The 21919-nt window shown below is 46.5% G+C and carries 24 protein-coding genes and 1 riboswitch; of the genes, 15 read left to right on the plus strand and 9 right to left on the minus strand.

The window, feature by feature from the left end:
* Positions 1-59 precede the first annotated feature (59 nt).
* Positions 60-911, plus strand: coding sequence for a DegV family protein (locus tag BFW96_RS07015; protein ID WP_014663501.1), 852 nt, complete (start codon positions 60-62; stop codon positions 909-911).
* A gap of 46 nt (positions 912-957) precedes the next feature.
* On the opposite strand, the gene nprB is transcribed toward BFW96_RS07015, so the two are convergent.
* The 4 genes from nprB to BFW96_RS07035 all read right to left on the minus strand — a co-directional run bounded on the left by nprB (position 958) and on the right by BFW96_RS07035 (position 3954).
* A complete protein-coding gene (nprB, locus tag BFW96_RS07020) occupies positions 958-2574 on the minus strand; it encodes a neutral protease NprB (RefSeq protein WP_069839030.1) in 1617 nt (538 codons plus the stop codon).
* A gap of 136 nt (positions 2575-2710) precedes the next feature.
* Positions 2711-3004: a DUF3784 domain-containing protein gene (locus tag BFW96_RS07025; protein WP_003233021.1), complete on the minus strand. Its 294-nt coding sequence runs from the start codon at positions 3002-3004 to the stop codon at positions 2711-2713.
* An 18-nt stretch (positions 3005-3022) separates the two neighbouring features.
* Positions 3023-3610 (minus strand): HAAS signaling domain-containing protein, encoded by a 588-nt coding sequence (locus BFW96_RS07030; RefSeq protein ID WP_069839031.1) that lies wholly within the window; start codon positions 3608-3610, stop codon positions 3023-3025.
* Positions 3607-3954, minus strand: coding sequence for a PadR family transcriptional regulator (locus BFW96_RS07035; RefSeq protein WP_003245674.1), 348 nt, complete (start codon positions 3952-3954; stop codon positions 3607-3609). Before BFW96_RS07035 ends, BFW96_RS07030 begins: the two co-directional genes overlap by 4 nt.
* A gap of 177 nt (positions 3955-4131) precedes the next feature.
* Between BFW96_RS07035 and BFW96_RS07040 the strand changes: the two genes are divergently transcribed.
* The 3 genes from BFW96_RS07040 to BFW96_RS07050 are packed head-to-tail and all read left to right on the plus strand — an operon-like array spanning position 4132 to position 6163.
* Positions 4132-4668: an SdpA family antimicrobial peptide system protein gene (locus tag BFW96_RS07040; RefSeq protein WP_040083475.1), complete on the plus strand. Its 537-nt coding sequence runs from the start codon at positions 4132-4134 to the stop codon at positions 4666-4668.
* Entirely contained in the window at positions 4653-5582 is a 930-nt protein-coding gene (locus BFW96_RS07045) for a sporulation-delaying protein SdpB family protein (protein ID WP_069839032.1), read from the plus strand. Before BFW96_RS07040 ends, BFW96_RS07045 begins: the two co-directional genes overlap by 16 nt.
* Positions 5579-6163, plus strand: a complete 585-nt coding sequence (locus BFW96_RS07050) for a sporulation delaying protein family toxin (protein WP_069839033.1) — start codon at positions 5579-5581, stop codon at positions 6161-6163. Before BFW96_RS07045 ends, BFW96_RS07050 begins: the two co-directional genes overlap by 4 nt.
* A 52-nt stretch (positions 6164-6215) precedes the next feature.
* Here BFW96_RS07050 and BFW96_RS07055 read toward each other — a convergent pair whose 3' ends face one another.
* Entirely contained in the window at positions 6216-7064 is an 849-nt protein-coding gene (locus BFW96_RS07055; protein ID WP_069839034.1) for a CvfB family protein, read from the minus strand.
* Positions 7065-7210: 146 nt separating this feature from the next.
* Between BFW96_RS07055 and BFW96_RS07060 the strand changes: the two genes are divergently transcribed.
* The 7 genes from BFW96_RS07060 to BFW96_RS07090 all read left to right on the plus strand — a co-directional run bounded on the left by BFW96_RS07060 (position 7211) and on the right by BFW96_RS07090 (position 14475).
* Positions 7211-7702, plus strand: a complete 492-nt coding sequence (locus BFW96_RS07060) for a YajQ family cyclic di-GMP-binding protein (RefSeq protein WP_014663495.1) — start codon at positions 7211-7213, stop codon at positions 7700-7702.
* 106 nt (positions 7703-7808) lie between these two features.
* Positions 7809-7926, plus strand: a riboswitch (SAM riboswitch).
* A gap of 89 nt (positions 7927-8015) precedes the next feature.
* A complete protein-coding gene (locus BFW96_RS07065; RefSeq protein WP_069839035.1) occupies positions 8016-9854 on the plus strand; it encodes a bifunctional homocysteine S-methyltransferase/methylenetetrahydrofolate reductase in 1839 nt (612 codons plus the stop codon).
* 89 nt (positions 9855-9943) lie between these two features.
* Complete coding sequence (locus BFW96_RS07070) at positions 9944-10393, plus strand: GNAT family N-acetyltransferase (RefSeq protein ID WP_069839036.1); 450 nt, start codon at positions 9944-9946, stop codon at positions 10391-10393.
* A gap of 4 nt (positions 10394-10397) precedes the next feature.
* Positions 10398-11246 carry a GNAT family N-acetyltransferase gene (locus BFW96_RS07075; protein ID WP_069839037.1) on the plus strand — a complete coding sequence of 283 codons (849 nt, stop codon included), beginning with the start codon at positions 10398-10400 and terminating at the stop codon, positions 11244-11246.
* Positions 11247-11357: 111 nt separating this feature from the next.
* Entirely contained in the window at positions 11358-12626 is a 1269-nt protein-coding gene (locus tag BFW96_RS07080; RefSeq protein ID WP_069839038.1) for an MFS transporter, read from the plus strand.
* An 8-nt stretch (positions 12627-12634) separates the two neighbouring features.
* Entirely contained in the window at positions 12635-13750 is a 1116-nt protein-coding gene (locus BFW96_RS07085; RefSeq protein WP_069839039.1) for a mandelate racemase/muconate lactonizing enzyme family protein, read from the plus strand.
* A gap of 95 nt (positions 13751-13845) precedes the next feature.
* Positions 13846-14475 (plus strand): YitT family protein, encoded by a 630-nt coding sequence (locus BFW96_RS07090; RefSeq protein WP_009966972.1) that lies wholly within the window; start codon positions 13846-13848, stop codon positions 14473-14475.
* Between the two features lie 44 nt (positions 14476-14519).
* On the opposite strand, the gene BFW96_RS07095 is transcribed toward BFW96_RS07090, so the two are convergent.
* Together BFW96_RS07095 and BFW96_RS07100 are read right to left on the minus strand one after the other, a co-directional pair.
* Positions 14520-15278 carry a phosphosulfolactate synthase gene (locus BFW96_RS07095; RefSeq protein WP_014663488.1) on the minus strand — a complete coding sequence of 253 codons (759 nt, stop codon included), beginning with the start codon at positions 15276-15278 and terminating at the stop codon, positions 14520-14522.
* Entirely contained in the window at positions 15275-15961 is a 687-nt protein-coding gene (locus BFW96_RS07100) for a 2-phosphosulfolactate phosphatase (RefSeq protein ID WP_069839040.1), read from the minus strand. The genes BFW96_RS07095 and BFW96_RS07100 overlap by 4 nt, the downstream gene beginning before the upstream one ends.
* Before the next feature lie 185 nt (positions 15962-16146).
* Here BFW96_RS07100 and BFW96_RS07105 point away from each other — a divergent pair, with 185 nt between their 5' ends.
* The 3 genes from BFW96_RS07105 to cysC all read left to right on the plus strand — a co-directional run bounded on the left by BFW96_RS07105 (position 16147) and on the right by cysC (position 18735).
* A complete protein-coding gene (locus BFW96_RS07105; RefSeq protein WP_083252820.1) occupies positions 16147-16857 on the plus strand; it encodes a phosphoadenylyl-sulfate reductase in 711 nt (236 codons plus the stop codon).
* Between the two features lie 112 nt (positions 16858-16969).
* The gene (sat, locus tag BFW96_RS07110) at positions 16970-18139 is read left to right on the plus strand and encodes a sulfate adenylyltransferase (RefSeq protein ID WP_069839041.1); all 1170 of its coding nucleotides are present in this window, start codon (positions 16970-16972) and stop codon (positions 18137-18139) included.
* Positions 18136-18735, plus strand: coding sequence for an adenylyl-sulfate kinase (cysC, locus tag BFW96_RS07115; protein ID WP_040083486.1), 600 nt, complete (start codon positions 18136-18138; stop codon positions 18733-18735). Before sat ends, cysC begins: the two co-directional genes overlap by 4 nt.
* Positions 18736-18761: 26 nt before the next feature.
* On the opposite strand, the gene BFW96_RS07120 is transcribed toward cysC, so the two are convergent.
* Complete coding sequence (locus tag BFW96_RS07120; RefSeq protein ID WP_069149341.1) at positions 18762-19568, minus strand: alpha/beta fold hydrolase; 807 nt, start codon at positions 19566-19568, stop codon at positions 18762-18764.
* A gap of 204 nt (positions 19569-19772) precedes the next feature.
* On the opposite strand from BFW96_RS07120, the gene BFW96_RS07125 reads away from it, so the two are divergent.
* Positions 19773-20411, plus strand: a complete 639-nt coding sequence (locus BFW96_RS07125; protein WP_014663482.1) for a pentapeptide repeat-containing protein — start codon at positions 19773-19775, stop codon at positions 20409-20411.
* Between the two features lie 7 nt (positions 20412-20418).
* Here the strand turns inward: BFW96_RS07125 and BFW96_RS07130 are convergent, their stop codons facing one another.
* Positions 20419-21873, minus strand: coding sequence for an aminotransferase-like domain-containing protein (locus BFW96_RS07130; protein WP_083252821.1), 1455 nt, complete (start codon positions 21871-21873; stop codon positions 20419-20421).
* Positions 21874-21919: the final 46 nt, after the last annotated feature.

Consider the following 21919-nt stretch of genomic DNA (forward strand, 5'->3'; position numbering starts at 1 on the left):
TGATATAGTTGGCTTAAACTCTCATGATAACGAGCGATAACGGAAAGAAGGGAAGCAATATGACAGTTCATCTCATCGCTGACAGCGCAGCTGATTTGCCTCGTTCTTATTTTGATGAAAAAAGCATTGGCTTTATTCCGCTCAGGGTTTCACTCGGCGATAAAGAATTCGAAGATGCAGTCACAATTCATGCTGATCAAATATTTGAAGCGATGCAAAATGGAGAAACGCCCAAGACGTCCCAAGCCTCACCGCAAACGATTAAAAATGTATTTTTGCAATATGCCGAAACAGGTGATCCCGCTCTTTACATTGCCTTTTCCTCAGGTCTCTCCGGCACGTATCAGACAGCTGTAATGATCGCCAATGAAGTGAAAGAGGAATTCCCTGATTTTGATTTACGGGTCATTGATTCCAAATGCGCTTCATTAGGATACGGCCTGGCTGTCCGGCATGCTGCCGATCTCTGTATCAACGGGAATACAATACAAGAAATTGAAACGTCTGTAAAGAACTTTTGCAACCAGCTTGAACATATTTTTACCGTTGATGATTTAACATATCTCGCAAGGGGCGGCCGGATATCCAAAACATCCGCTTTTGTCGGCGGCCTGCTGAATATAAAACCGCTGCTTCAAATGGAGGACGGCAAGCTTGTGCCGCTGGAAAAAATCCGCGGACAGAAGAAACTTTTCAAACGGATCATCGAGCTTATGAAAGAGCGCGGGGATGATTGGAGCAATCAAACCATCGGGATCAGCTACGCCGCGAACAAAGAAAAAGCCACGGACATGAAACACTTGATTGAGGAAGCCTTCAAGCCGAAAGAAATCATTATGCATTCTATCGGTTCTGCAATCGGCTCGCACGCCGGTCCAGGTACATTGGCGATATTCTTTTTAAGAAAATGAGCAAACAAAAACAGTCAGACTCTGTGCCCTGACTGTTTTTGTTTGCTTATAAAATGCCGACAGCCTCATACGCTTTTTCGACTGAAGCTGATTGCTTCGATCCTTCACCGTATAAATCATTGGCGGCTTCAATCGCCGCTTGCTTCATCATGCTAAAATCTGTAGATGCCGTTACATAATATGTTAAAGCCCGATAGTAAATTTGTTCACATGCTTCACGCCCTATCCCTTCAACCTGCACATTGTGGTGCACGCCTCCTTCTGCCAGAAGGTAAGCTGCTTTATTGTGGATGGACGAATTGATATGGACTCCGCCATAATCCTCTGTTCCTGTGTAGCGGTTCGAGTAATGATCTGGATTTCCCTGCTTAGATGGGTCCTCTAACGACCGCAATGAATCTCCTGCAATATCCGGAGTATAGACATCCTCGCCGATTTCCCAATCATCACGGTCAGCCATTGCGCCCATAATATCGGAAATGGACTCATTTAATGCACCGGGTTCTCCTTGATATAAAAGACCGGCGGAATACTGTGTGACTGCGTGTGTGATTTCATGCGCGACAATGTCGAGCGATCCTGACAGCGGCTTAAATTTTGAACCGTCTCCATCACCGTACACCATCTGGACGCCGTTCCACGCTGCATTGTTCCATTGTTTGCCGACATGCACGGTAGACGTAATCCTTGCTCCGTTTTGATCAAAAGAATCACGGCCAAATGTCTTGCTGTAATAATCGTAAACGGCTTGCGCATTTGCATGCGCGTCTACAGCCGCAGGTTCATTAAATACGGAAGTGCCACTGACTATTTCTTTGCCCGTATATCCGATCAGTTGAGACAAAAGCGTAAACAAGGTTTCGTTCAGGTTCTCCGCGTCAAACGTATTGATCCCTTTTCCCCTTGTTTCGTCGGCCAAATAAAAGCGCCCATTCTGTTCTGTGACGTCAAAGCTTTTTTCATCGCCTGACACGCCGATTCCTGTACCTGCCGCTTCATGAATGGCATTAAAAGACTTGATGACCTTTCCGTTTTTGGCATCGATGACATAATGCCAATAGCCAGGCTCAGGTTCAGATGTCGAGAGTCTCACAAGATAGGCAAGATCGAATTTCCCGTCGTGTGGATAGATATATAATTCGCCCTTTGGCTCCCCATCAAGATATTTGATTTTCCCAATGGCAGCCTCGAGCTCACGCTGCGCTGTACGTATTGCTTTTTTCTCAGAAATAGACGGTGTGACAGAGACGTCCTTGATTTGCGGGTGCACCTTTCCAAAGAAACTTGTCACTTGTTTGTTATCCTTCATCGCGACCGCTTGTTCAAAGCCGTAAATCGGAATTCCTTTGTAAACCTCCGTTAATTTAAAAAACGTTTGTTTTGTTTTTGGATCCTTTATGGTTTTCGAAATACGAAAATGGCTGTTCGCATTCCCTTTGAGCTTAAAATGCGATTGATGTTTATCAAGATAGGAAAATAACGATTCTTTCTGAGTTGTGTTTTGTACCGGCTTCTGTGATGGCTTTTCGATGATGTATGAAGGGGTTTGATACGTATGGTCGTATTTGATGCTTTGATCAGCTGAGGCATGTGTTACAAAAACCATTTGGGCCGCCGTGCATAAGCCGGCCAGTAATAGAGATGTCTTAGTCAGATTACGCAAAACACCACATCCTTCCTATTTTGGAATCTATCATTTTTCTTCATCCTATCAAAAATACAAAAACTTGTATGTGGTGCTTCGTTCTTATTTTCCCAAAAAAAGAAGGGCAGAGATATTTCGCTCTGCCCCTCTTTCTCTACTCTACTAATTTTTTATTGACATAAATTATAACCCCTGCGCCATATGCCAGTATAAGCGGTGGTATGAGCTGCTCCTGGCCTTGAAATGAGATAAAACTATTCAGCAAAATAAACAAACCGGAATTCAGGAAAAAGTAGCCTGCTATTCTGGCCAGCCGATCTTTATCCCGTATGCGCGCCTCGTTAAATCCGGCCAGCATCCAGGTTTGTTTTTTGATCCCGACAAAATAGGCAACCACAAAGAATAAGAGCGCGATGACGATTAATAGATAATTGATGCTGATTTCCATCTTACAGCCTCCTACACATTACTTGATGTTAAGAAAAAGAAAAAAAGCGGCGCAGCTTACTGCAATCAGCAGCAGGACGACAAACGCCTTGAGGAACGGGCTCAAAAGAAGCAGCACTGCTAAAAACAGCAGATAAGCCGCACCGACTCGCGAAATCGTGACAATCTCCTTTTGAGAGCGCATTTTGTTTTTTCTGACGCCGGCAAACATCATCAATTTTTTCCGCTTCCATACATATCCGGCGAGCACCGCTAAATAAACAGCCAGCGGCAGATGTCTGAAATCGGGCGGCAGCAGCGGCAGGGCGATAATCGCGACAATGAGAAGAACCGAAAGCCAGCTTTTGCCCAATAAAGACCTCCTCCTATTCAGCTCTTTCCCATCACCCATCATCACTTCGGCAAGCTCCTTCGGATGAGAAAATTCAGATTCAATAGCTTCCTGCAGTTCCTCTTCACTATGGCCGGCTTTGATTCTGTCTTGAACGAAAGCGGTGATATGCCCCTTTAATTCGTCGATAGCGTTTTCTCTCTCTACATCAGGCATATTCGCCAGCTCTGCATTTAGTTCCTCCATGTACCGGTCAATGATATGCTGGGCATTCATAGCAAATCCCCCGATAAAGACAGTAAGGCTTGATGGGTTTCCAGGTATTTTTCCAGCCGTTCTTTTAACATTTCTTCTCCTTTTTGCGTCATTTTGTAATACTTTCTTTTCGGGCCGTCCAGTGAATCTTCCCAAAAAAATTCGATCCATCCCTTCTCGGTCATTCGTTTCAGAATCGGATAAATCGCTCCCTCAGAAATAGCGAGCGCCGAGGTGGTTTTTAAGGATGACGTCAGCTCATAACCGTACATCGGTTTAGATCGCAGAAGGGAAAGGATGGCCAGCTCAAAAATCCCTTTTCGAAATTGAACTATCCAGCGGTCATTCACTTGATTCGTTTTCATGGTTTCAATATATCGAAAAAACCACTATATATCAATCATATATAGCAGTGTAAAATGTCCTGTTTTTTCTTTTGACAAAAATGGAATTTCTCATACTTTTTAACCTTTTTATTACATAAATGTTTTTATATTATGAAAAGTGTGAAAACGATTCTTCAGGTTAAAAGGAGCAGTCGAATGCAGAAATCGATATCATTTTTTATCATTTTTTCAGTCCTTTGGGGTTCGATATTTCTGTTTTCTATTATTGGCAGCTTAGGGACAACCCCGATCCCGCTGACAAAGGACTCCAAATTTCTCATGTCCAGCATCCTTCCTCAGGGCTGGGGCTTTTTCAGCAAAAATCCGCGCGATACTTCGATCGGCTTATATGAGGCTGAAGATGCCAGCGCCAAGGTCAGATGGCCCAATATGAGGGCTGATAACCTATTCGGCCTGTATCGGTATGGGCGGTCACAAGGCGTTGAAATGGGCGTGATCTACAGCCAAGTCGGCAAGGAACAGTGGACAGCATGCAAAGAAAAGAACCTCGGCGCATGCAAAAGCAAAGCAAAAACCGTGCAATTAAAAACACCCGCTCCCCGCCCGCTGCTTTGCGGCAGCTACTATTTGACGAAAGAGGATATTGTACCTTGGAGCTATTCTAAATACACCCCTTCGTCTTATCAGGTAAAAAGCATAGTCAAGGTTGTGATCTCATGCTCGAAAACATAAAAAAGACCATCACCAGTTGGGACGATAGAAACCCGTGGACGAATGTATACGGCCTCGCGCGAAGCATCATTGCGCTATCCAGCCTGCTGACGCTGCTCATCAATCACCCGAGCCTCATCATGAAGCCAGCCAGCGGAATCAGCAGTTATCCTGCTTGTAAAATGAATCTCAGTCTCTTTTGCCTCGGCGAAAATAACTATATGATGTTAAATCTTCTCAGATGGGTCTGCATTGCCATTCTGGTGCTTGTTGTCATTGGCTGGCGCCCCAGAATCACCGGGGTTCTGCATTGGTATGTCAGTTACAGCCTGCAGTCATCGCTGATCGTCATCGACGGAGGCGAGCAGGCAGCAGCTGTCATGACCTTTTTATTGCTTCCCATCACGCTGACCGATCCGAGAAAATGGCATTGGAGCACAAGGCCTCTAGAGGGCAAAAGAACACTTGGAAAAATAACAGCTTTTATTTCGTATTTTGTGATCAGAATTCAAGTGGCGGTGCTTTATTTTCACTCTACCGTCGCTAAGCTGTCTCAGCAGGAATGGGTGGACGGAACAGCCGTCTATTATTTCTCCCAGGAAAAAACCATCGGCTTCAACGGCTTTTTTCAGGCGTTAACGAAGCCAATTGTAACAAGCCCGTTCGTGGTGATTCCGACATGGGGGACGCTGCTGGTTCAAATCGTCATCTTTGCGGCGCTGTTTGCGCCGAAGAAGCATTGGAGATTTATTTTGATTATCGCTGTTTTTATGCATGAGATTTTTGCAGTCATGCTGGGTCTGATCAGTTTCTCGCTTATCATGGCCGGCATTTTGATATTGTATCTCACACCTATCGATTCCACGATTCACTTTACATATATTCGCAGACTGTTGTGGAATAAAAAACAAAAGAAGGGAGAGGTTTCAGTTTGAAGAAGGCGTTTCTAGTATTTTTGTCGGTTGTATTGGTGACGACTGTGTTTTTGGTGAAACAGCAAGAAAGTGTGGCACAGGCAAAGCAGCTTGAGTATTCAGGTGAGGAAATTTTTAAAGGGTTTGTGTTTGCCCAAGGGGAAGTTGGCAAACAGCTGCCAGAGGTCTTTAATAAAGCGATGACAGACAAACTCAACACAAAACAGGCAAAGGCTTTTGCCAATCAGGTTGTCGCTGATATTAGAAAAGAGGATGCTGACTTTTTTGACAACCTGAAAAAAGCTGTTTACAGCAAAGATGCATTGAAAGTGGATGAACTGCTGAAAAAAGCAGGTCAAATCGTTGAAGAAAAAGTAGAAGCTGCAAAGGAAATCGCCGCTTCCAAGGATGATACATCCAGAGTTCAGGCCGAGCTTGTCAACACTGTTGATACCGCTAACTATTTCTATTATGTTTCTTATGTTGCTGCAGCCGGTGCCCTGATACTGATCATTCTCGCCATCGATATTACGCCGATTGCGATTTCAGACAATGTTGATCGCGAAATGGCAATCAGAACGCTTGTTGATGAATTAAACTAGACATAAAAAACGGCTCGCTCCGCAGTTCTGCTGCAGGCGAGCCGTTTTCATACTATTTTTTCTCGTATGTCCATCCATCTTCCTGATACACTTTTCCGTTTTTCATTAAATGGCCAAGCGCGCGTTTAAAGGCGGCTTTGCTCATGTTAAAACGTTCTCTGATATCGTCAGGCTCGCTTTTGTCACTGTACGGCATGGCGCCGTTTCTCGTTCTCATGTACGTTAGAATGTACTCGGCATCAACAGACATTGCATCCTGTTTTCTTGGAAGCAGCGACAAGTTGACCGAACCGTCTTCTTTCACTTGAATCACCCGCCCTGTGACTCTTGAACCGAGTCTAGGCTCCTCTTTTCTTTCTGACGGGTGAATAAAACAGCGGATCCCGTCATCCGTAATCACGAATGATCCCGATGCGATCAGCCTGTACACCGTACCTGTCAGCTCTTTATTCATCAGATCTTCTGAAGCGTCGGTAAACAGTTCGCTGATGATATCTTCCGGCGCTGGTTTCGCAAACATGCGCCCCCGGTTCGTCACCTTCAGCATACAGTAAAGCTTGTCCCCTTTTTGCGGCCAGACATCTTCGTACGGCGGCAAATGCTCAGTTGCGACTAGCGCGTCCTTCGATAAGCCGACATCAACGAAAACGCCCATGTCTTCCACTTTATCCACCACTTCAACCCAGCCATACTCATCCGCGCTGATGACCGGAATTTTCATCGTGGCCGCAAGCCTTTCCTGCTGGTCGACGTATATAAAGACTTCTACCTCGTCTCTGTCCTCGATATCCTCAGTCATTTCACTGTTATGTAAGAGAATCGTATCTTCCCCATCGGTTAAAAAGTAACCGAAGTCGGTTTGGTGATCTATACTCAAGGTTAATTGCTGCCCTGGTCTCATGCTATCGTCCTTCCTGTTCCGCTTATTTTATGCGGATTTTGTTAACATTTTTTCCAATCATCCCAAATTGATTCTTTGTTCTGTTGGAAGTTTCTCTTTATTCTACTATAATCAACACATAAGTTAAATGTTATGGAGGTTTTCATATGGCAAAAGAAAGTTCATTTGATATTGTATCAAAGGTGGAATTGCCTGAAGTGCAAAACGCAATCCAAATTGCACTGAAGGAAATCAGTACCCGATATGACTTTAAAGGAAGCAAAAGCGACATTTCTTTAGATAAAGAGGAGCTGGTCCTCGTTTCTGATGACGAATTCAAATTAAGCCAGCTGAAAGATGTGCTGGTCAGCAAATTGATTAAACGAAATGTACCGACAAAAAACATTGATTACGGCAAGGTGGAAAACGCGTCAGGCGGAACGGTACGCCAGCGTGCAAAGCTTGTTCAAGGCATTGACAAGGACAACGCAAAAAAAATCAATACGATCATCAAAAACTCCGGACTGAAAGTAAAATCTCAGGTGCAGGATGATCAAGTGCGCGTCACCGGAAAAAACAAAGATGACCTGCAGCAGATTATTTCAGCTGTGAGTGGAGCAGATCTGCCAATTGACGTTCAATTTATAAATTTCAGATAAATTTTCTGATTCCTATTGATTATTGTCTTTATTTTCGGTAAATTTGGAGAAAGGGAAAAACGCCAGGTATCTTACGGCACTTCCTGACACGAAAATTTCATATCCGTTCTTATCAAGAGAAGCAGAGGGACTGGCCCGACGAAGCTTCAGCAACCGGTGTAATGGCGATCAGCCATGACCAAGGTGCTAAATCCAGCAAGCTCGAACAGCTTGGAAGATAAGAAGAGACAAAATCACTGACAAAGTCTTCTTCTTAAGAGGACTTTTTTTATTTCTCTTTTTTCCTTGCTGATGTGAATAAAGGAGGCAGACAATGGGACTTTTAGAAGATTTGCAAAGACAGGTGTTAATCGGTGACGGCGCCATGGGGACGCTCCTCTACTCCTATGGCATTGACAGGTGTTTTGAGGAGCTCAATATTTCAAAGCCGGAGGAAATTCAGCGCATACATAAAGCGTACGTTGAAGCTGGAGCCAACATTATTCAAACGAATACGTACGGGGCCAACTATATTAAATTATCCAGACACGGTCTTGAGGATGACATCAAAAAAATGAATCAGGAGGCCGTAAAGATCGCGCGGGCTTCAGCAGGTGATGCATACGTGCTTGGAACGATGGGCGGCATACGCACATTTAATAAAAATGCGTACAGCCTTGACGATATTAAGCGCAGCTTCCGTGAGCAGCTGTACCTGCTGCTGCATGAAGAGCCGGATGGCTTGCTGTTAGAAACGTATTATGATTTGGAAGAAGCTCGTGAAGTGCTGAAAATCGCGCGGAAAGAGACTGATCTTCCGATTATGCTCAATGTATCCATGCACGAGCAAGGCGTATTACAGGACGGAACGCCGCTTTCTGACGCATTGCGCTCGATTGCGGATCTCGGAGCTGATATTGTTGGCATTAACTGCCGCCTCGGCCCTTATCACATGATTGAAGCGCTCAGCGAAGTGCCAATTTTTGATGACGTGTTCTTATCCGTTTATCCAAACAGCAGCCTTCCTTCGCTTGAAGAGGGACGGCTCGTCTATGAAACAGACGACACGTATTTTCAAAACAGCGCGTCAGAATTCCGTAAGCAAGGTGCGCGGATTATTGGCGGCTGCTGCGGCACAACGCCAAATCATATCCGGGCGATGGCGGAAGCGGTTGGCGGGCTGGCTCCGATTACGGAAAAAGAAGTCAAAACCCGTGCGAAAGAATTCATTTCTGTTCATCACGAGCGAACCGAGCCCGGCCTGGATGAGATCGCGGCGAAAAAACGCTCTATTATCGTAGAACTGGATCCGCCGAAAAAACTGAGCTTTGACAAATTTCTATCGGCGGCCGCTGAATTAAAAGAAGCGGGAATCGATGCCCTGACACTCGCCGACAATTCTCTGGCGACCCCGCGGATCAGCAATGTTGCCTGCGGCGCCCTTGTCAAGCAGCGGCTCGATATGCGTTCCCTTGTCCATATTACGTGCCGCGACCGTAACATTATCGGCTTGCAGTCACATTTAATGGGCCTTGATACGTTAGGGCTGAATGACGTGCTTGCTATTACAGGTGACCCTTCTAAAATCGGGGATTTTCCTGGTGCAACGTCTGTGTATGATTTAACATCCTTTGATTTAATCAGGCTGATCAAACAATTCAATGAAGGTCTGTCTCTGTCTGGAAAACCGCTCGGCAAGAAAACAAATTTCTCAGTCGCCGCCGCATTTAACCCTAACGTCCGCCATCTGGATAAAGCGGTAAAACGGCTGGAGAAAAAAATAGATTGCGGCGCGGATTATTTTGTTTCTCAGCCTGTCTATTCCGAGCAGCAGCTTGTTGATATCCATAACGAAACAAAACATCTGAAGACGCCGATCTACATCGGCATCATGCCGCTGACAAGCAGCCGGAATGCCGAATTCATCCACAATGAAATTCCCGGCATTAAGCTGTCTGATACGATTCGCGAAAAAATGGCCCGTGCCGGTGAAGATAAAGAAAAGCAAAAAGCGGAAGGCCTTGCGATTGCACGCTCCCTGCTGGATACAGCATGCGAGCTGTTTAACGGCATCTACTTGATAACGCCTTTCCTCAGATCTGACTTAACCGCTGAGCTGACGTCATATATTCAGCAAAAAGATGAGCAGCGCCAAAATATCTTTTTGCATTAATTTCCAAAAGACTGCCTGATCGAATCGGGCAGTCTTTTTCAACGAGATTCGTGTTACGATATAGAAAAACAATCATGAGGAGGAACATTATGCTCGAAGTCAAAACCATTTCCGCGGAAGATACATATGAAATCCGGCATCGCATTCTGCGTCCCCATCAATCCATCGAACAATGCAAATATAAAGAGGATCACGCAGAAGGCTCCTTTCATCTCGGCGCGTTTTATGAAGGAACGCTGATCAGCATCGCTTCTTTTTCCCCGCAAAGTCAGCCTTTATTAACGGAAACCCCTGCGTATCGGCTGAGAGGCATGGCAACGCTCGAGGGATATCGCGATCAGAAAGCTGGAAGCACGCTGATCAAACACGCGGAGCACAAACTGGCGGAGAGCGGCGTTCAGGCGGTATGGTGCAACGCAAGGCACCATGTCAAGGGCTACTATGCCAAGCTTGGCTGGAAGGAACTTGGCGAACCATTTGACATTCCCGGCATTGGCAATCATATTGTCATGTACAAAACAATTAGAACAAGCAGGTGATCTTATGGACGTAGTGGATGAACTGATTGAGCTTCATGAAGAACACGTTTCCGGCTTATTGCGGCTTTGCGGGCAAGCCGGGTGGCCGGATTATGGCGAACAAGAGCTGAAACTGCTTGTTCAGCAGGGACGCTTTTTCGGTTATCAAAATGTCAGCGGTGAGATGATTTCCTGCATCGGCTTGTTTTCGTTTGGCCGTCTTGCTTCTATCGGCCTTGTTATCGTTGACAAGGAATATAAACGGCTTGGTCTCGGCAGGCGTATGGTAAACGCCTGTATCGCCCAAGCGGATGAAAACACCGCCATCAGGCTTTGCGCCACAAAAGAAGGTTTGCGGCTTTATGCAAAAGCAGGCTTTCATACGGCAGGAACAGTGCGAAAGTACAGCTGTCACAGTTTTCAACCTTATACAAAACAGCTTGACGCTGAACTGTCACTCTTTAGAGAACAAGACTTTCAAGACATAGCCACGGCGGATCTGGCCGCCTTTGGCGGAGATCGATCAAGCCTTTTGCAGCAGCTTATTTCCACTTCATGCGAATGTGTCATCGCCAGAAATCATGACGGGCAGTTCATTGGGTACGGACTATCTGTACAAACACCGGCCCATTTGAAATTCGGCCCCATTATCGCTCCATCACCAGACGTTGCTGCACAAATAATCAGCAGGCTGGCGGCCGGAAAACAAGGCCCGATGCGAATCGATATACCGGGTGAACACACGTCTCTGCATGACAGCCTGATAGAAATGGGATTTCATAAAGATGATGAACCTCCGCTTTTGTTCTATCAGAAAAAAGCGCCTATTCAAAATGGACACTTATATGCTTTGATTTCACAGGCTCTCGGCTAGCCCTCTTTTTCCCGAACAGGTATCTTCTGTTCGGTTTTTTTGCTGTCTGATTACTGAATAAACGAAGCCATCAGGGACATTCTAAGCAGAAGAAAAGGAGTGTGCTCTGAGATGGAATCATCAAAACAAAATAACGGAATGACGATTGTAGCAATCGGTTCAATCCCTTTAATATTAACCCTCGGAAACTCGATGCTTATTCCGATTTTGCCAAAAATGAAATCTGAACTTCATTTATCACAATTTCAAGTCAGTCTGGTGATCACAGTATTTTCCTTGATTGCAGCATTTGCGATTCCGATCGTCGGTTATCTCGCAGACCGATTCTCAAGGAAAATCATCATTATTCCCTGCTTAATTTTGTATGGTGCCGGCGGTTTGTTAGCCGGGTTTGCGGCAGGTTTTTTTGACAATGCCTTTCCTTGGGTCATGGCAGGACGAGCGCTTCAGGGAATCGGGGCAGCCGGAACAGGCCCAATTGCCATGGCACTGACGGGAGATCTGTTTAAAGGCGCCCAGGAGAGCAAGGTGCTGGGCCTTGTTGAAGCTTCAAACGGCATGGGGAAAGTGCTTTCACCGATCATCGGCTCGCTTATCGCCCTGCTTGTCTGGTATGGCGCGTTTTTTGCCTTCCCTGTGTTTTGTATCATTTCAATCGTGCTGACTTGGATTTTTATTAAAGAGAAGAAAAAGGAAAAAGAACCGCCACCTATCGGAAAATATGCGAAAGGGCTGTTAAGTGTTTTTAAACATGAAGGCAGATGGCTGTTTACCGCTTATTTAGCCGGTGCGACCTGTTTGTTTACTTTATTCGGCATCCTGTTTTACCTCTCAGATGTTCTTGAAAAAACATACGACACCGACGGCGTGAAAAAAGGCTTGATTTTAGCGATTCCGCTTTTGGTTATGTGTGTGACGTCTTATACAACAGGAAGCAAAATTGGGCAAAAGCAATCGTTAATGAAAAAACTGATCGTACTCGGATTGGCGTTCATGACCGTATCTTACGCGGCACTGTCATTCATTGAAAATCTTGTCCTCTTTATCAGTGTTCTCGTGCTGAGCAGTATCGGCTCAGGTCTTGTTCTTCCTTGTGTGAACAGTTTCATTACCGGTGCTGTCGGCAAAGAAAGACGAGGATTTGTCACCTCGCTATACGGATCTGTACGCTTCTTAGGGGTAGCAATCGGCCCTCCGATTTTCGGCCGCCTGATGCAATGGTCCAGACCCGGCATGTTTTTAAGCATTGCGGGATTGACTCTCGTTGTCGGCATTCTTGTGATGATGTTAATCCATGTGAAGCAAAATAATGAAGAAACAAAAGAGAAAGAAGACCCTAAAATGGCTGGCAATCGGCTGCAGCCCGCTGAGGAAAGGTAGCACACGGTTTGAAGATTGTACGCATTGAAACCTTTCCGCTCTTGCACCGATTAAACAAGCCATACGGAGACGCCAACGGGCTTAAACGATATCGGACTTGTTATCTGATCAGGATTATCACCGAAAGCGGGATAGACGGCTGGGGAGAATGTGTTGATTGGCTCCCTGCTCTCCATGTCGGTTTTACGAAACGGATCATCCCGTTTCTTTTAGGAAAACAGGCCGGCAGCCGCCTTTCATTAGTGCGCACGATTCAGAAATGGCACCAGCGGGCGGCCTCCGCTGTAAGCATGGCGCTGACAGAGATTGCGGCCAAAGCTGCGGATTGTTCAGTTTGCGAATTATGGGGCGGGCGATTCAGAGAAGAGATTCCTGTGTACGCCTCTTTTCAATCGTACTCAGACTCCCCGCAATGGATCAGCCGCTCGGTCTCCAACGTTGAAGCCCAGTTAAAAAAAGGGTTTGAGCAAATCAAAGTCAAAATCGGCGGGACCTCCTTCAAGGAGGATATCCGGCACATCAATGCGCTGCAGTATACAGCAGGCAGCTCCATTACGATGATTCTGGACGCAAATCAAAGCTATGATGCCGCTGCGGCGTTTAAATGGGAGCGCTATTTCTCCGAATGGGAGAACATTGGCTGGCTTGAGGAGCCTTTGCCCTTTGATCAGCCGCAGGATTACGCTTTGCTTCGCAGCCGTTTATCTGTTCCTGTTGCCGGTGGAGAAAACATGAAAGGCGCGGCGCAATTTGCGCCTCTCCTTTCACAGCGCTGTTTGGATATCATTCAGCCTGATGTCATGCATGTCAACGGAATCGATGAGTTTCGGGACTGCCTCCAGCTCGCCCGTTATTTTGGCGTCAGAGCATCCGCCCATGCATATGATGGATCACTTTCACGGCTCTATGCTTTATTTGCACAAGCCTGCCTGCCCCCATGGTCTAAAATGAAGAACGATCAAATTGAACCGATCGAGTGGGACGTCATGGAGAATCCTTTTACAGATCTCGTCAGCCTGCAGCCTTCAAAAGGAATGGTCCACATCCCGAAAGGAAAAGGCATTGGAACAGAGATCAATATGGAAATCATCAATCGCTGCAAGTGGGATGGCTCAGCCTATTAAGCTGGGCCATTTCTTCATTTTGAGACATAAATCATGGACAGCCTCATAAAATGAAAACAGCGGACAAGTCTTTTCATAAAGGAGCAAATGACTTAATGGCTGAACTGCTGATGAAAGCAAAACTCACGTTTATGATTGTCGTAGGCGGCGTACTACAGGGACTCGGCATGTCCTTATTTTTATTTCCGCATGATATTCCGACAGGCGGTGCAGCAGGTATTGCGGTGCTATTGCATTATCTGTTTCAAATTCCCCACGGCTTTTCAGTGTGGGCTGTGAATGTATCAATGCTTTTTACTGCTTTAAAGTGGCTGGAGATGAGGACATTCACCGGCACCCTCGCTTCTATCACCGTCACCTCTGTCTCGGTATTGATCTTTGATGCGGTTTTTCCGGATATCACATCAAACCTGTGGCTTGATCTGGCAAGCGGCGCAGTGCTATTGGGACTCGGCATCGGACTTTTATACAAATATAAAATTTCGAACGGAGGATTCGGAGCCCTTGCTCTAATGATTTCTATCTACCGCGGCGGGAATCCCGGAACGATTCTGCTCATCATGAATTGCATCATTTTTATGGTCACCGCGTCTATTATTGACTGGGGCATCGTCATTCAAGCCCTCATATGCCAGGTGATATCGACAAGAGTCATCGACTTCATCTACAACATCCGCCTGACCTCTCTTCCCTATCTCACGCCTATGTACCGCCATAAAAAATAATAGGCAGAGGCTCTCTTCACGACGAGAGCCCCGCAGCCGCTGTTTTACAGAAAAAAGGTATCGGATCTTAGACCTAAACGCAGCGTCTCCAACGCGATGGCATCATGAAATGGTATATTGGCCAGATTCACATTCGGCCCGATTTTTTGAATAAACCCTTGCTGAAGCGTTTTGTTAGGCGCTTCAAAAATCAGCCTGTTGATATCAATATCCGAAGAAATGATGTCGTCAACAATTTGAAACCTGACATCGCCGCTGCTGGAACAGATCCCTCCCGTCCCGCTTTCTCTGGCTTCTGTAATCACTTTTTCCGCGCCCGCTTCCAAATCCTCAACAATATATTCAAGCCATTCCTCAGAGCTTTGCCGGCTTGCTAATTCCGCATCCTTGCTGCCCACCTCACTGAGCACAAGAAATTCATCAGAAAAATCGGCAATGTAAGCCGCTTTCTCTTTATTTGTCATCGGGAGCGTACCGTTTGAAATCTCAATATATTCACAGCCGAAATAGGTGCAGTACCGATGAAATTCATTCACTTTTTTCTGGCTTACATACTTTTCGAACAGTGTGCCGCCAAAGAAAAATGAAATGTCATGCTCTTTTAGCGTGCTGATTTTTTCTTCAAGATCTTTCGTAAGTAATGATGTGCCCCAGCCGAATTTCACAAAATCAATATAGTCGGACGCTCCAGCTATCGCATCTTTGAAAAATTGCAAGGGATAGCCGTTATCAATTAAAATGGACTGCCCGGTTTCTCTCGGCTTATTTGTTCTCACTGGCAATTCTAGTGAAAAATCATTCATATTATGACCCTCTCTATCGTTGGAACTTCTCCATCTTGTTTCACTTTCATCACAAAATCGCCCGTCAGTTCTTTTGCACAGTAAGCGATGTCCTCCGAATCAAATAATGGCTGGCGGCGGTCAAAAAATTTCTCTGCAACAGAAGAGCCTTTTATTCTTTGAATCGCCTCCTCAGTCGTTACCGCATTTGTCCCTTCAATGATGCCTTTGATATACTCCGCACACGCCATATCGTCATCACCGAATGGGTGGGAAGCCACAATGTTTATGACACAATCGTTTGCGGCGAGCTTTTTTACATGCTGTGCCGTTGTTTTGGCATTGGAAAATCCAGTTACGAACAGATGCTTTGCATTCAGCGCCCCCAACGCCGCTGTGACGCCATTAGTTGTTTTCTGGATCAGACGCTTATCCGCCATATCCTGCCCAGCCATGCGCTTAGGAGAATTATCTAAATCAAATCCGCTGATACCGACCCCCTTTTCCTCTCCCGTCAATACATAATCCGGATAGGTGCCTTTCAGCGCAAAGGCTTCATCAGCCGTCCGGACCAACAAAATCTCTTTCGCCCCGCCGATAAACGCATAATGGGCGACCGTAAAGGCTCTGATGACATCAATGACGATGTTAATATCCGCCGGGGCAAGCGAATGATGATGCCCCTGATAAATGGAAATCGGCATAATACCTCTCCTTGGGCATAAAACCATTTTGCTTAAAAGCATATTCAGCCGGGCTCTTAATGGTTCCGCTCCTCATTTTAGGCGGGCGCGGCACCTAAAAACCCTGAACCTTTATGCAAAAAATGAATAGTCTGCCTATAACTCGATCAATAGATAAAAAAGCAGATGCAAACGGGGGGAAAACGTTGAACGAAACCATCACGTATGACACTTGGAACGACATGCTGTCCAAACAGGTAACGGATCAATTGATCGATGAGCTCGATGTGTTGAAATGGGCTTACCGAACGTACGGGGAAAAGATTGTGTACGCCTGCAGCTTTGGCGCAGAAGGGATGGTGCTTCTCGACTTAATATCAAAAATCAACAAAAACGCACACATCATCTTTTTGGATACAGGGCTTCATTTTCAAGAAACATATGAGCTGATCGAGGCTGTCAAAGAGCGATATCCGGGATTTACAATCCAGCTGCTCAAGCCCGAGCTGAGCCTGGCAGAACAGGAGACGAAGTACGGCGGAGAGCTGTGGAAGCATAATCCGAACCTCTGCTGCCAATTGCGGAAAATCGAACCGCTCAAAAAGCACCTTTCCGGCATGACAGCTTGGATTTCAGGGCTGCGCCGGGAGCAGTCGCCAACGAGAAAGCATATCCAATACGTAAACCTGGACCAGAAGTTTAAGCTCATCAAAATTTGCCCGCTCATCCACTGGACATGGGATGACGTTTGGACGTACATCCGCCTGCACAATTTGCCTTACAACAAACTGCACGATCAACATTATCCGAGCATAGGCTGTGAAATGTGTACATTGCCTTCCTCGGACCCGAACGATGAGAGGGCTGGAAGATGGGCCGGACGGGAGAAAACAGAATGCGGCCTGCATCAGGAATAGCCGATGGCAGGTTCTTGCTGTGAGAATCGAAATGATGTTAAGGCACTGATGTAAAGCTTCATTGAAGTGCAGAAAAGAAAACAAGGAAACGTATAAATGGAGGTTGAACACGTTGAATGGAAACGAGCCCCATGGAGGGGTATTAATCAACCGCTGTGATCCCGCATGCCGTTTTGAAGGGTGCACGTGCGAAGCGGAGCTGGATCAGCTTGCACTGAGCGACCTGGAGCTTATTGCGATCGGCGGCTACAGCCCGTTAACAGGTTTTTTGGGAGAAAAGAATTATCATCGTGTTGTGAAAGAAATGAGGCTGGCAAACGGCTTGCCGTGGAGCCTGCCGATTACGCTGCCTGTCGGAGAAGAAACAGCAAAACAGCTGTCTGCCGGAGATCACGTCAAGCTTGTGAAAGACAGCGTTACCTACGGCATGATCACAGTCACCGATATATACCGGCCTGATAAAACACTGGAAGCACTGTCTGTTTTTAAAACAACCGATCCTGCCCACCCAGGCGTAAAAAAATTGCTGGCGCGCCCGGATTATTATATCGGGGGGCCTATCACGGTCAGCCGCCTGCCTGACAAACCTTTCGAGCAGTTTTATGCAGCGCCCGCAGAAACAAGAGCGGCCTTTCAAAAACTCGGCTGGCAAACGATTGTCGGCTTTCAAACCAGGAACCCTGTTCACAGAGCACATGAATATATACAAAAAACAGCGTTAGAAACGGTCGACGGTCTGCTGCTTCACCCGCTTGTCGGCGAAACAAAGTCAGACGATATCCCGAGCGATATCAGAATGGAGAGCTACCAGGTTTTGCTTGATCACTATTATCCAAAGGATCGTGTCATGTTATCGGTTTTCCCTGCCGCCATGCGTTATGCAGGTCCGCGGGAAGCGATTTTCCATGCGCTCGTCCGAAAAAATTACGGCTGCACCCATTTTATTGTAGGCCGTGATCACGCAGGGGTCGGCAGCTACTACGGGACATACGACGCACAAGATATTTTTCAATCATTCACAGAGGAGGAGCTTGGCATCAAGCCGCTGTTTTTCGAGCACAGCTTTTATTGCCGAAAATGCGGAAACATGGGCACCTCCAAAACATGTCCGCACAGCTCAAGAGACCACATCCACTTATCAGGCACAAAAGTGAGAGAGCTTCTCCGCCAAGGCAAAAAGCCGCCTAAAGAGTTCAGCCGACCTGAGGTCGCAGCCGTGTTGATCAAGGGACTTCATCAACAGCCAGTTGCCATCCAGCAAAACAGCGGGGAATTAAAATGACACACAATCCGAACATCATTTGGCATCCCGCTGCCATCTCAAAGTCTGACAGACAGTCCTTAAACGGACACAAAAGCTGCGTCCTCTGGTTTACCGGCTTATCAGGCTCCGGAAAATCGGTGCTGGCCAATGCAGTCGATGAAAAGCTTTACCGCAGGGGCATTCAGAGCTATGTGCTTGACGGTGATAATATCCGCCACGGCTTAAACAAAGATCTTGGATTTCAGACTGGTGACAGGATTGAAAACATCCGCCGGATCGGAGAAGTGGCGAAGCTATTTGTCGACAGCGGGCAAATGATTTTAACGGCTTTTATCTCTCCATTCAGAGAAGACCGGGACATGGTTAGAGCGCTCTTTCCAAAAGGTGAGTTCTTCGAAATTTATGTAAAGTGCCCGCTGCATGTTTGTGAACAGCGCGATCCAAAAGGACTTTATAAAAAAGCGCGAAACGGAGAGATCAAACATTTCACCGGGATCGATTCTCCGTATGAAGCGCCCATTTCACCCGATTTTATCATTGAGTCGGACCAGATCTCTATTTCCGATGGAGCTGATCTCATCATTAACGAACTGCAAAACAGAGGGATCATATAAAAACCCGATGAATATCGGGTTTTTTATTATGAGTTGGAGAACTGCGCAATCAAACTGTTGATCTTCTCTTTTTCCTCATAAAATGCTCCGTGCCCGCTGTTTGCAAACGGAACCAATTCCGACTGTTTGATGCCGCGCTTCAATTCTTTCGCAAAATCAAACGGCGCAATTTTATCTTTTCTCCCGTGCAGGATCAGCGTCGGCACCTTGATTGCAGCAAGTTCCTTTCTGAGATCCTCATCTCTTAATGCAATGCCCGAGTGGATCGTCCCGTAGGAGGAGGCCTCCAGCATCAGATTGAGAAACCACTGTCTAAGCTCTGGGGACACTTTTTTCTCAAAAAACTGTTTCCCTAAATCCGCCAGTGTTTTGGGCCGATCCGTTTTGAACAGTTCAATCATATCGTCAATATCCTGCTTCCTCATGCCGTACGGATAACCCGGGCGTTTTGTGAACGCGGGTGCCGCTGCTGACAGTAAAATCAGCTTATCAACATCCGCTCCTTCATGCCTTGCCATATAACGGACTGCAATGGCTCCGCCCATTGAAAAACCGGCAAGAACCGCATTCTCAAGCTGCAGCGTATAAATGACTGCTTTCACATCATCGGCCATCGTGTCATAATCGTAGCCTTCCCAAGGGCGGTCAGATAGTCCATATCCCCGTAAATCAATGCCGATAAAACGGAAGCCTCTTTTCGGAAGCTCATTCATTTGATATTCAAACATCTTATGATTCAACGGCCACCCGTGCAAAAAGATGATCGGCCTTCCATGCCCGATATCCTCTACAAACAGTGTCACATGCTCCTCGGTTTTGACGTAATGTCCCATTCCGCATTCCTCCTGTTCCCTTTGGCTTTCCCGGCCTGTAAACGCCTTGACGTACAGGAAGCTTTCCATTTATGCTTACAAAACAACCGGGCTGCTGTACCAAGAAAGGCTCTTTACGATTTACTATATGTATCAAATTCCTTAACGATCTACTAAATTGAACCCGGAAGCCTCTGTTTTTCGGGCAGCAAAGGATGTCATCACATGAATAAAATTACAATTCAAAAACCGAATATACCGGAAAACCTGCAAACCGCAGATTTTCATGATGCCGTGACGCAGGATGATGTAATCAGCATGCATTTGTTTGAAGATTGTACAATCTTCGGCGAAGATATCGAAAGACTTTGTGTGGAAAAAACGATCTTTAGAAATGTCGTGTTTATCGATGTGTCTTTTCGGCATATTGAACTGACCGATGTAATCTTTGAAAAATGTGATTTATCAAACGCCGATTTCAGCGGAGCTGTCATTCACAGAACTTCTATTAAGCAGTCAAAAATGGTTGGAATGAATGTGGCGGAAGCAACGCTGCGGAATGTTTCATTCGAGGAATGCCACGGACATTTCAGCTCATTTTCGTATTCAAATATGAAACAAGTTCGATTTGATCACTGTGCTCTTATGCAAAGTGAGTGCAGCAATACGGTGCTCCAGCAGACACACTTTGACAGGTGCGAATTGGAAGGCGCCAGCTTTTCCGGCACGTCCCTTCAAAACATGGACATCAGCACGTGCCGTTTTGAACAGCTTCATGTCTCCCTCGACAAATTGAAAGGCTGCAAAATCGCACCTGAGCACGCGATTGCTTTCGCCAGGGCGCTGGGAGCTGTGATCGTATAACAAAAGCTTAGGACATCATCAGGCGGCGGGCTGTTTCGGCTGCCGCCTTAATGCCAGTTTCCAAATTCCCAAGAGATGCATAGGAATATGACAGCCTGATGCTGTTTCGGTCTTCGCCGTCATAAATGGAACCGGGATTCACAAGCACTTGCCGTTTCAGCAGTTCATAAAAGAAACGGCTGACAGGCAGGTTTTTATGAAATGTCACCCAAATATAAAAGCCGCCGGCAGGAATCCGCCACGAGGCAATGTCCCCCGCATATCGCTCGAGAAAATGAACGGCGGCGTCTCTCCTTTGTTTAAGCACCCTTCGCACCCAAGTCAGATGCTCTTCATAATACCCCTGCGACAGCCACTCGGCAGCCGCCCACTGGGACAGTCCGCTTGAACCGTAGTCTGTCTGCATTTTAATGTCCGACAGCCTTTCAATAACCGGTTCCGGACCGGCAATCCAGCCGATTCGCAGACCGGGACTAACCGTTTTTGAAAACGTGCCCAGGTACAGAATATGGCCCTCGTGATCCATTGCTTTCAACGGCTGCGGCGGTTTTTCTTCGAACCATAAATCACCGTACGCATCATCCTCAATGATGGGCAGCTGCTCTTTTTTTGACAGGCTGATGATCTCTTTCCTCCGCTGCTCTGACATGACTGTGCCTGTCGGATTTTGAAACGACGGAATCGTGTAAAGCAGCTGTCCCCCATATTGTTTTCGATAAGAAGAAACAAGCCCCGCCTTGACCCCTTCTTTATCCATCGGCACGCCGCGAAGCCGCATACCCGATGATTGAAACACATGCAAAGATTGTAGGTAGGACGGCTTTTCCGTCAAAATGACAGAACCCCGTTTTAGAAGCCCGATTGAAATAAGCTGGAGCGCCTGAAGCGCGCCTGACACAATTAAAATCGCTGACGGACTGACATGGATCTGCTTGCCTTTTAAATGCTCCGCCACCGCCTCCCGCAGCTGACGGTTTCCTTTCGGCTGCTCGTATCCTAAAGACAGAGCCTGCGGATTGATCTTCTGAAACATCCGGCGCATTGTATCAGCAGGCAGCAGATCCGGTGAAAGCTCTCCTGTGCCTAATCTGATGATATCCGCTCTTGGTTCGTTTTGATTAATTTCCTGAATGATAGAAGAATTAGGGTGATGAATTCCTGAACGGACGTAATCGCTCCAATCAAGCGGAGGCTCAGCCGCCAGCACGCTCCAAGTACTGTTTACAACCTTCGTACCGCCGCCTCTTCTTCCCTCTAACAAGCCTTGAGACGTGAGTTCATCTATAGCTGCTGTGACTGTGCTGCGGTTGACTTGAAACATGTCGGCCAGCGTTCTCTGCGCAGGGATTTTCGTCCCTACAGCCCACTCTCCGTGAAGAATCTTGTCTTTCATATATTGTTCAATCTGCCGATGCAGCGGAACATCTGACTTTCGGCTTGGCTTCCATTGCGACAAGGTCATGCCCCCTTTTTTCACATTATACATTTGGCTGGGTCTAAACCCAACC

The organism is Bacillus sp. F56, from assembly GCF_001748205.1.
Lineage (GTDB): Bacteria > Bacillota > Bacilli > Bacillales > Bacillaceae > Bacillus > Bacillus stercoris.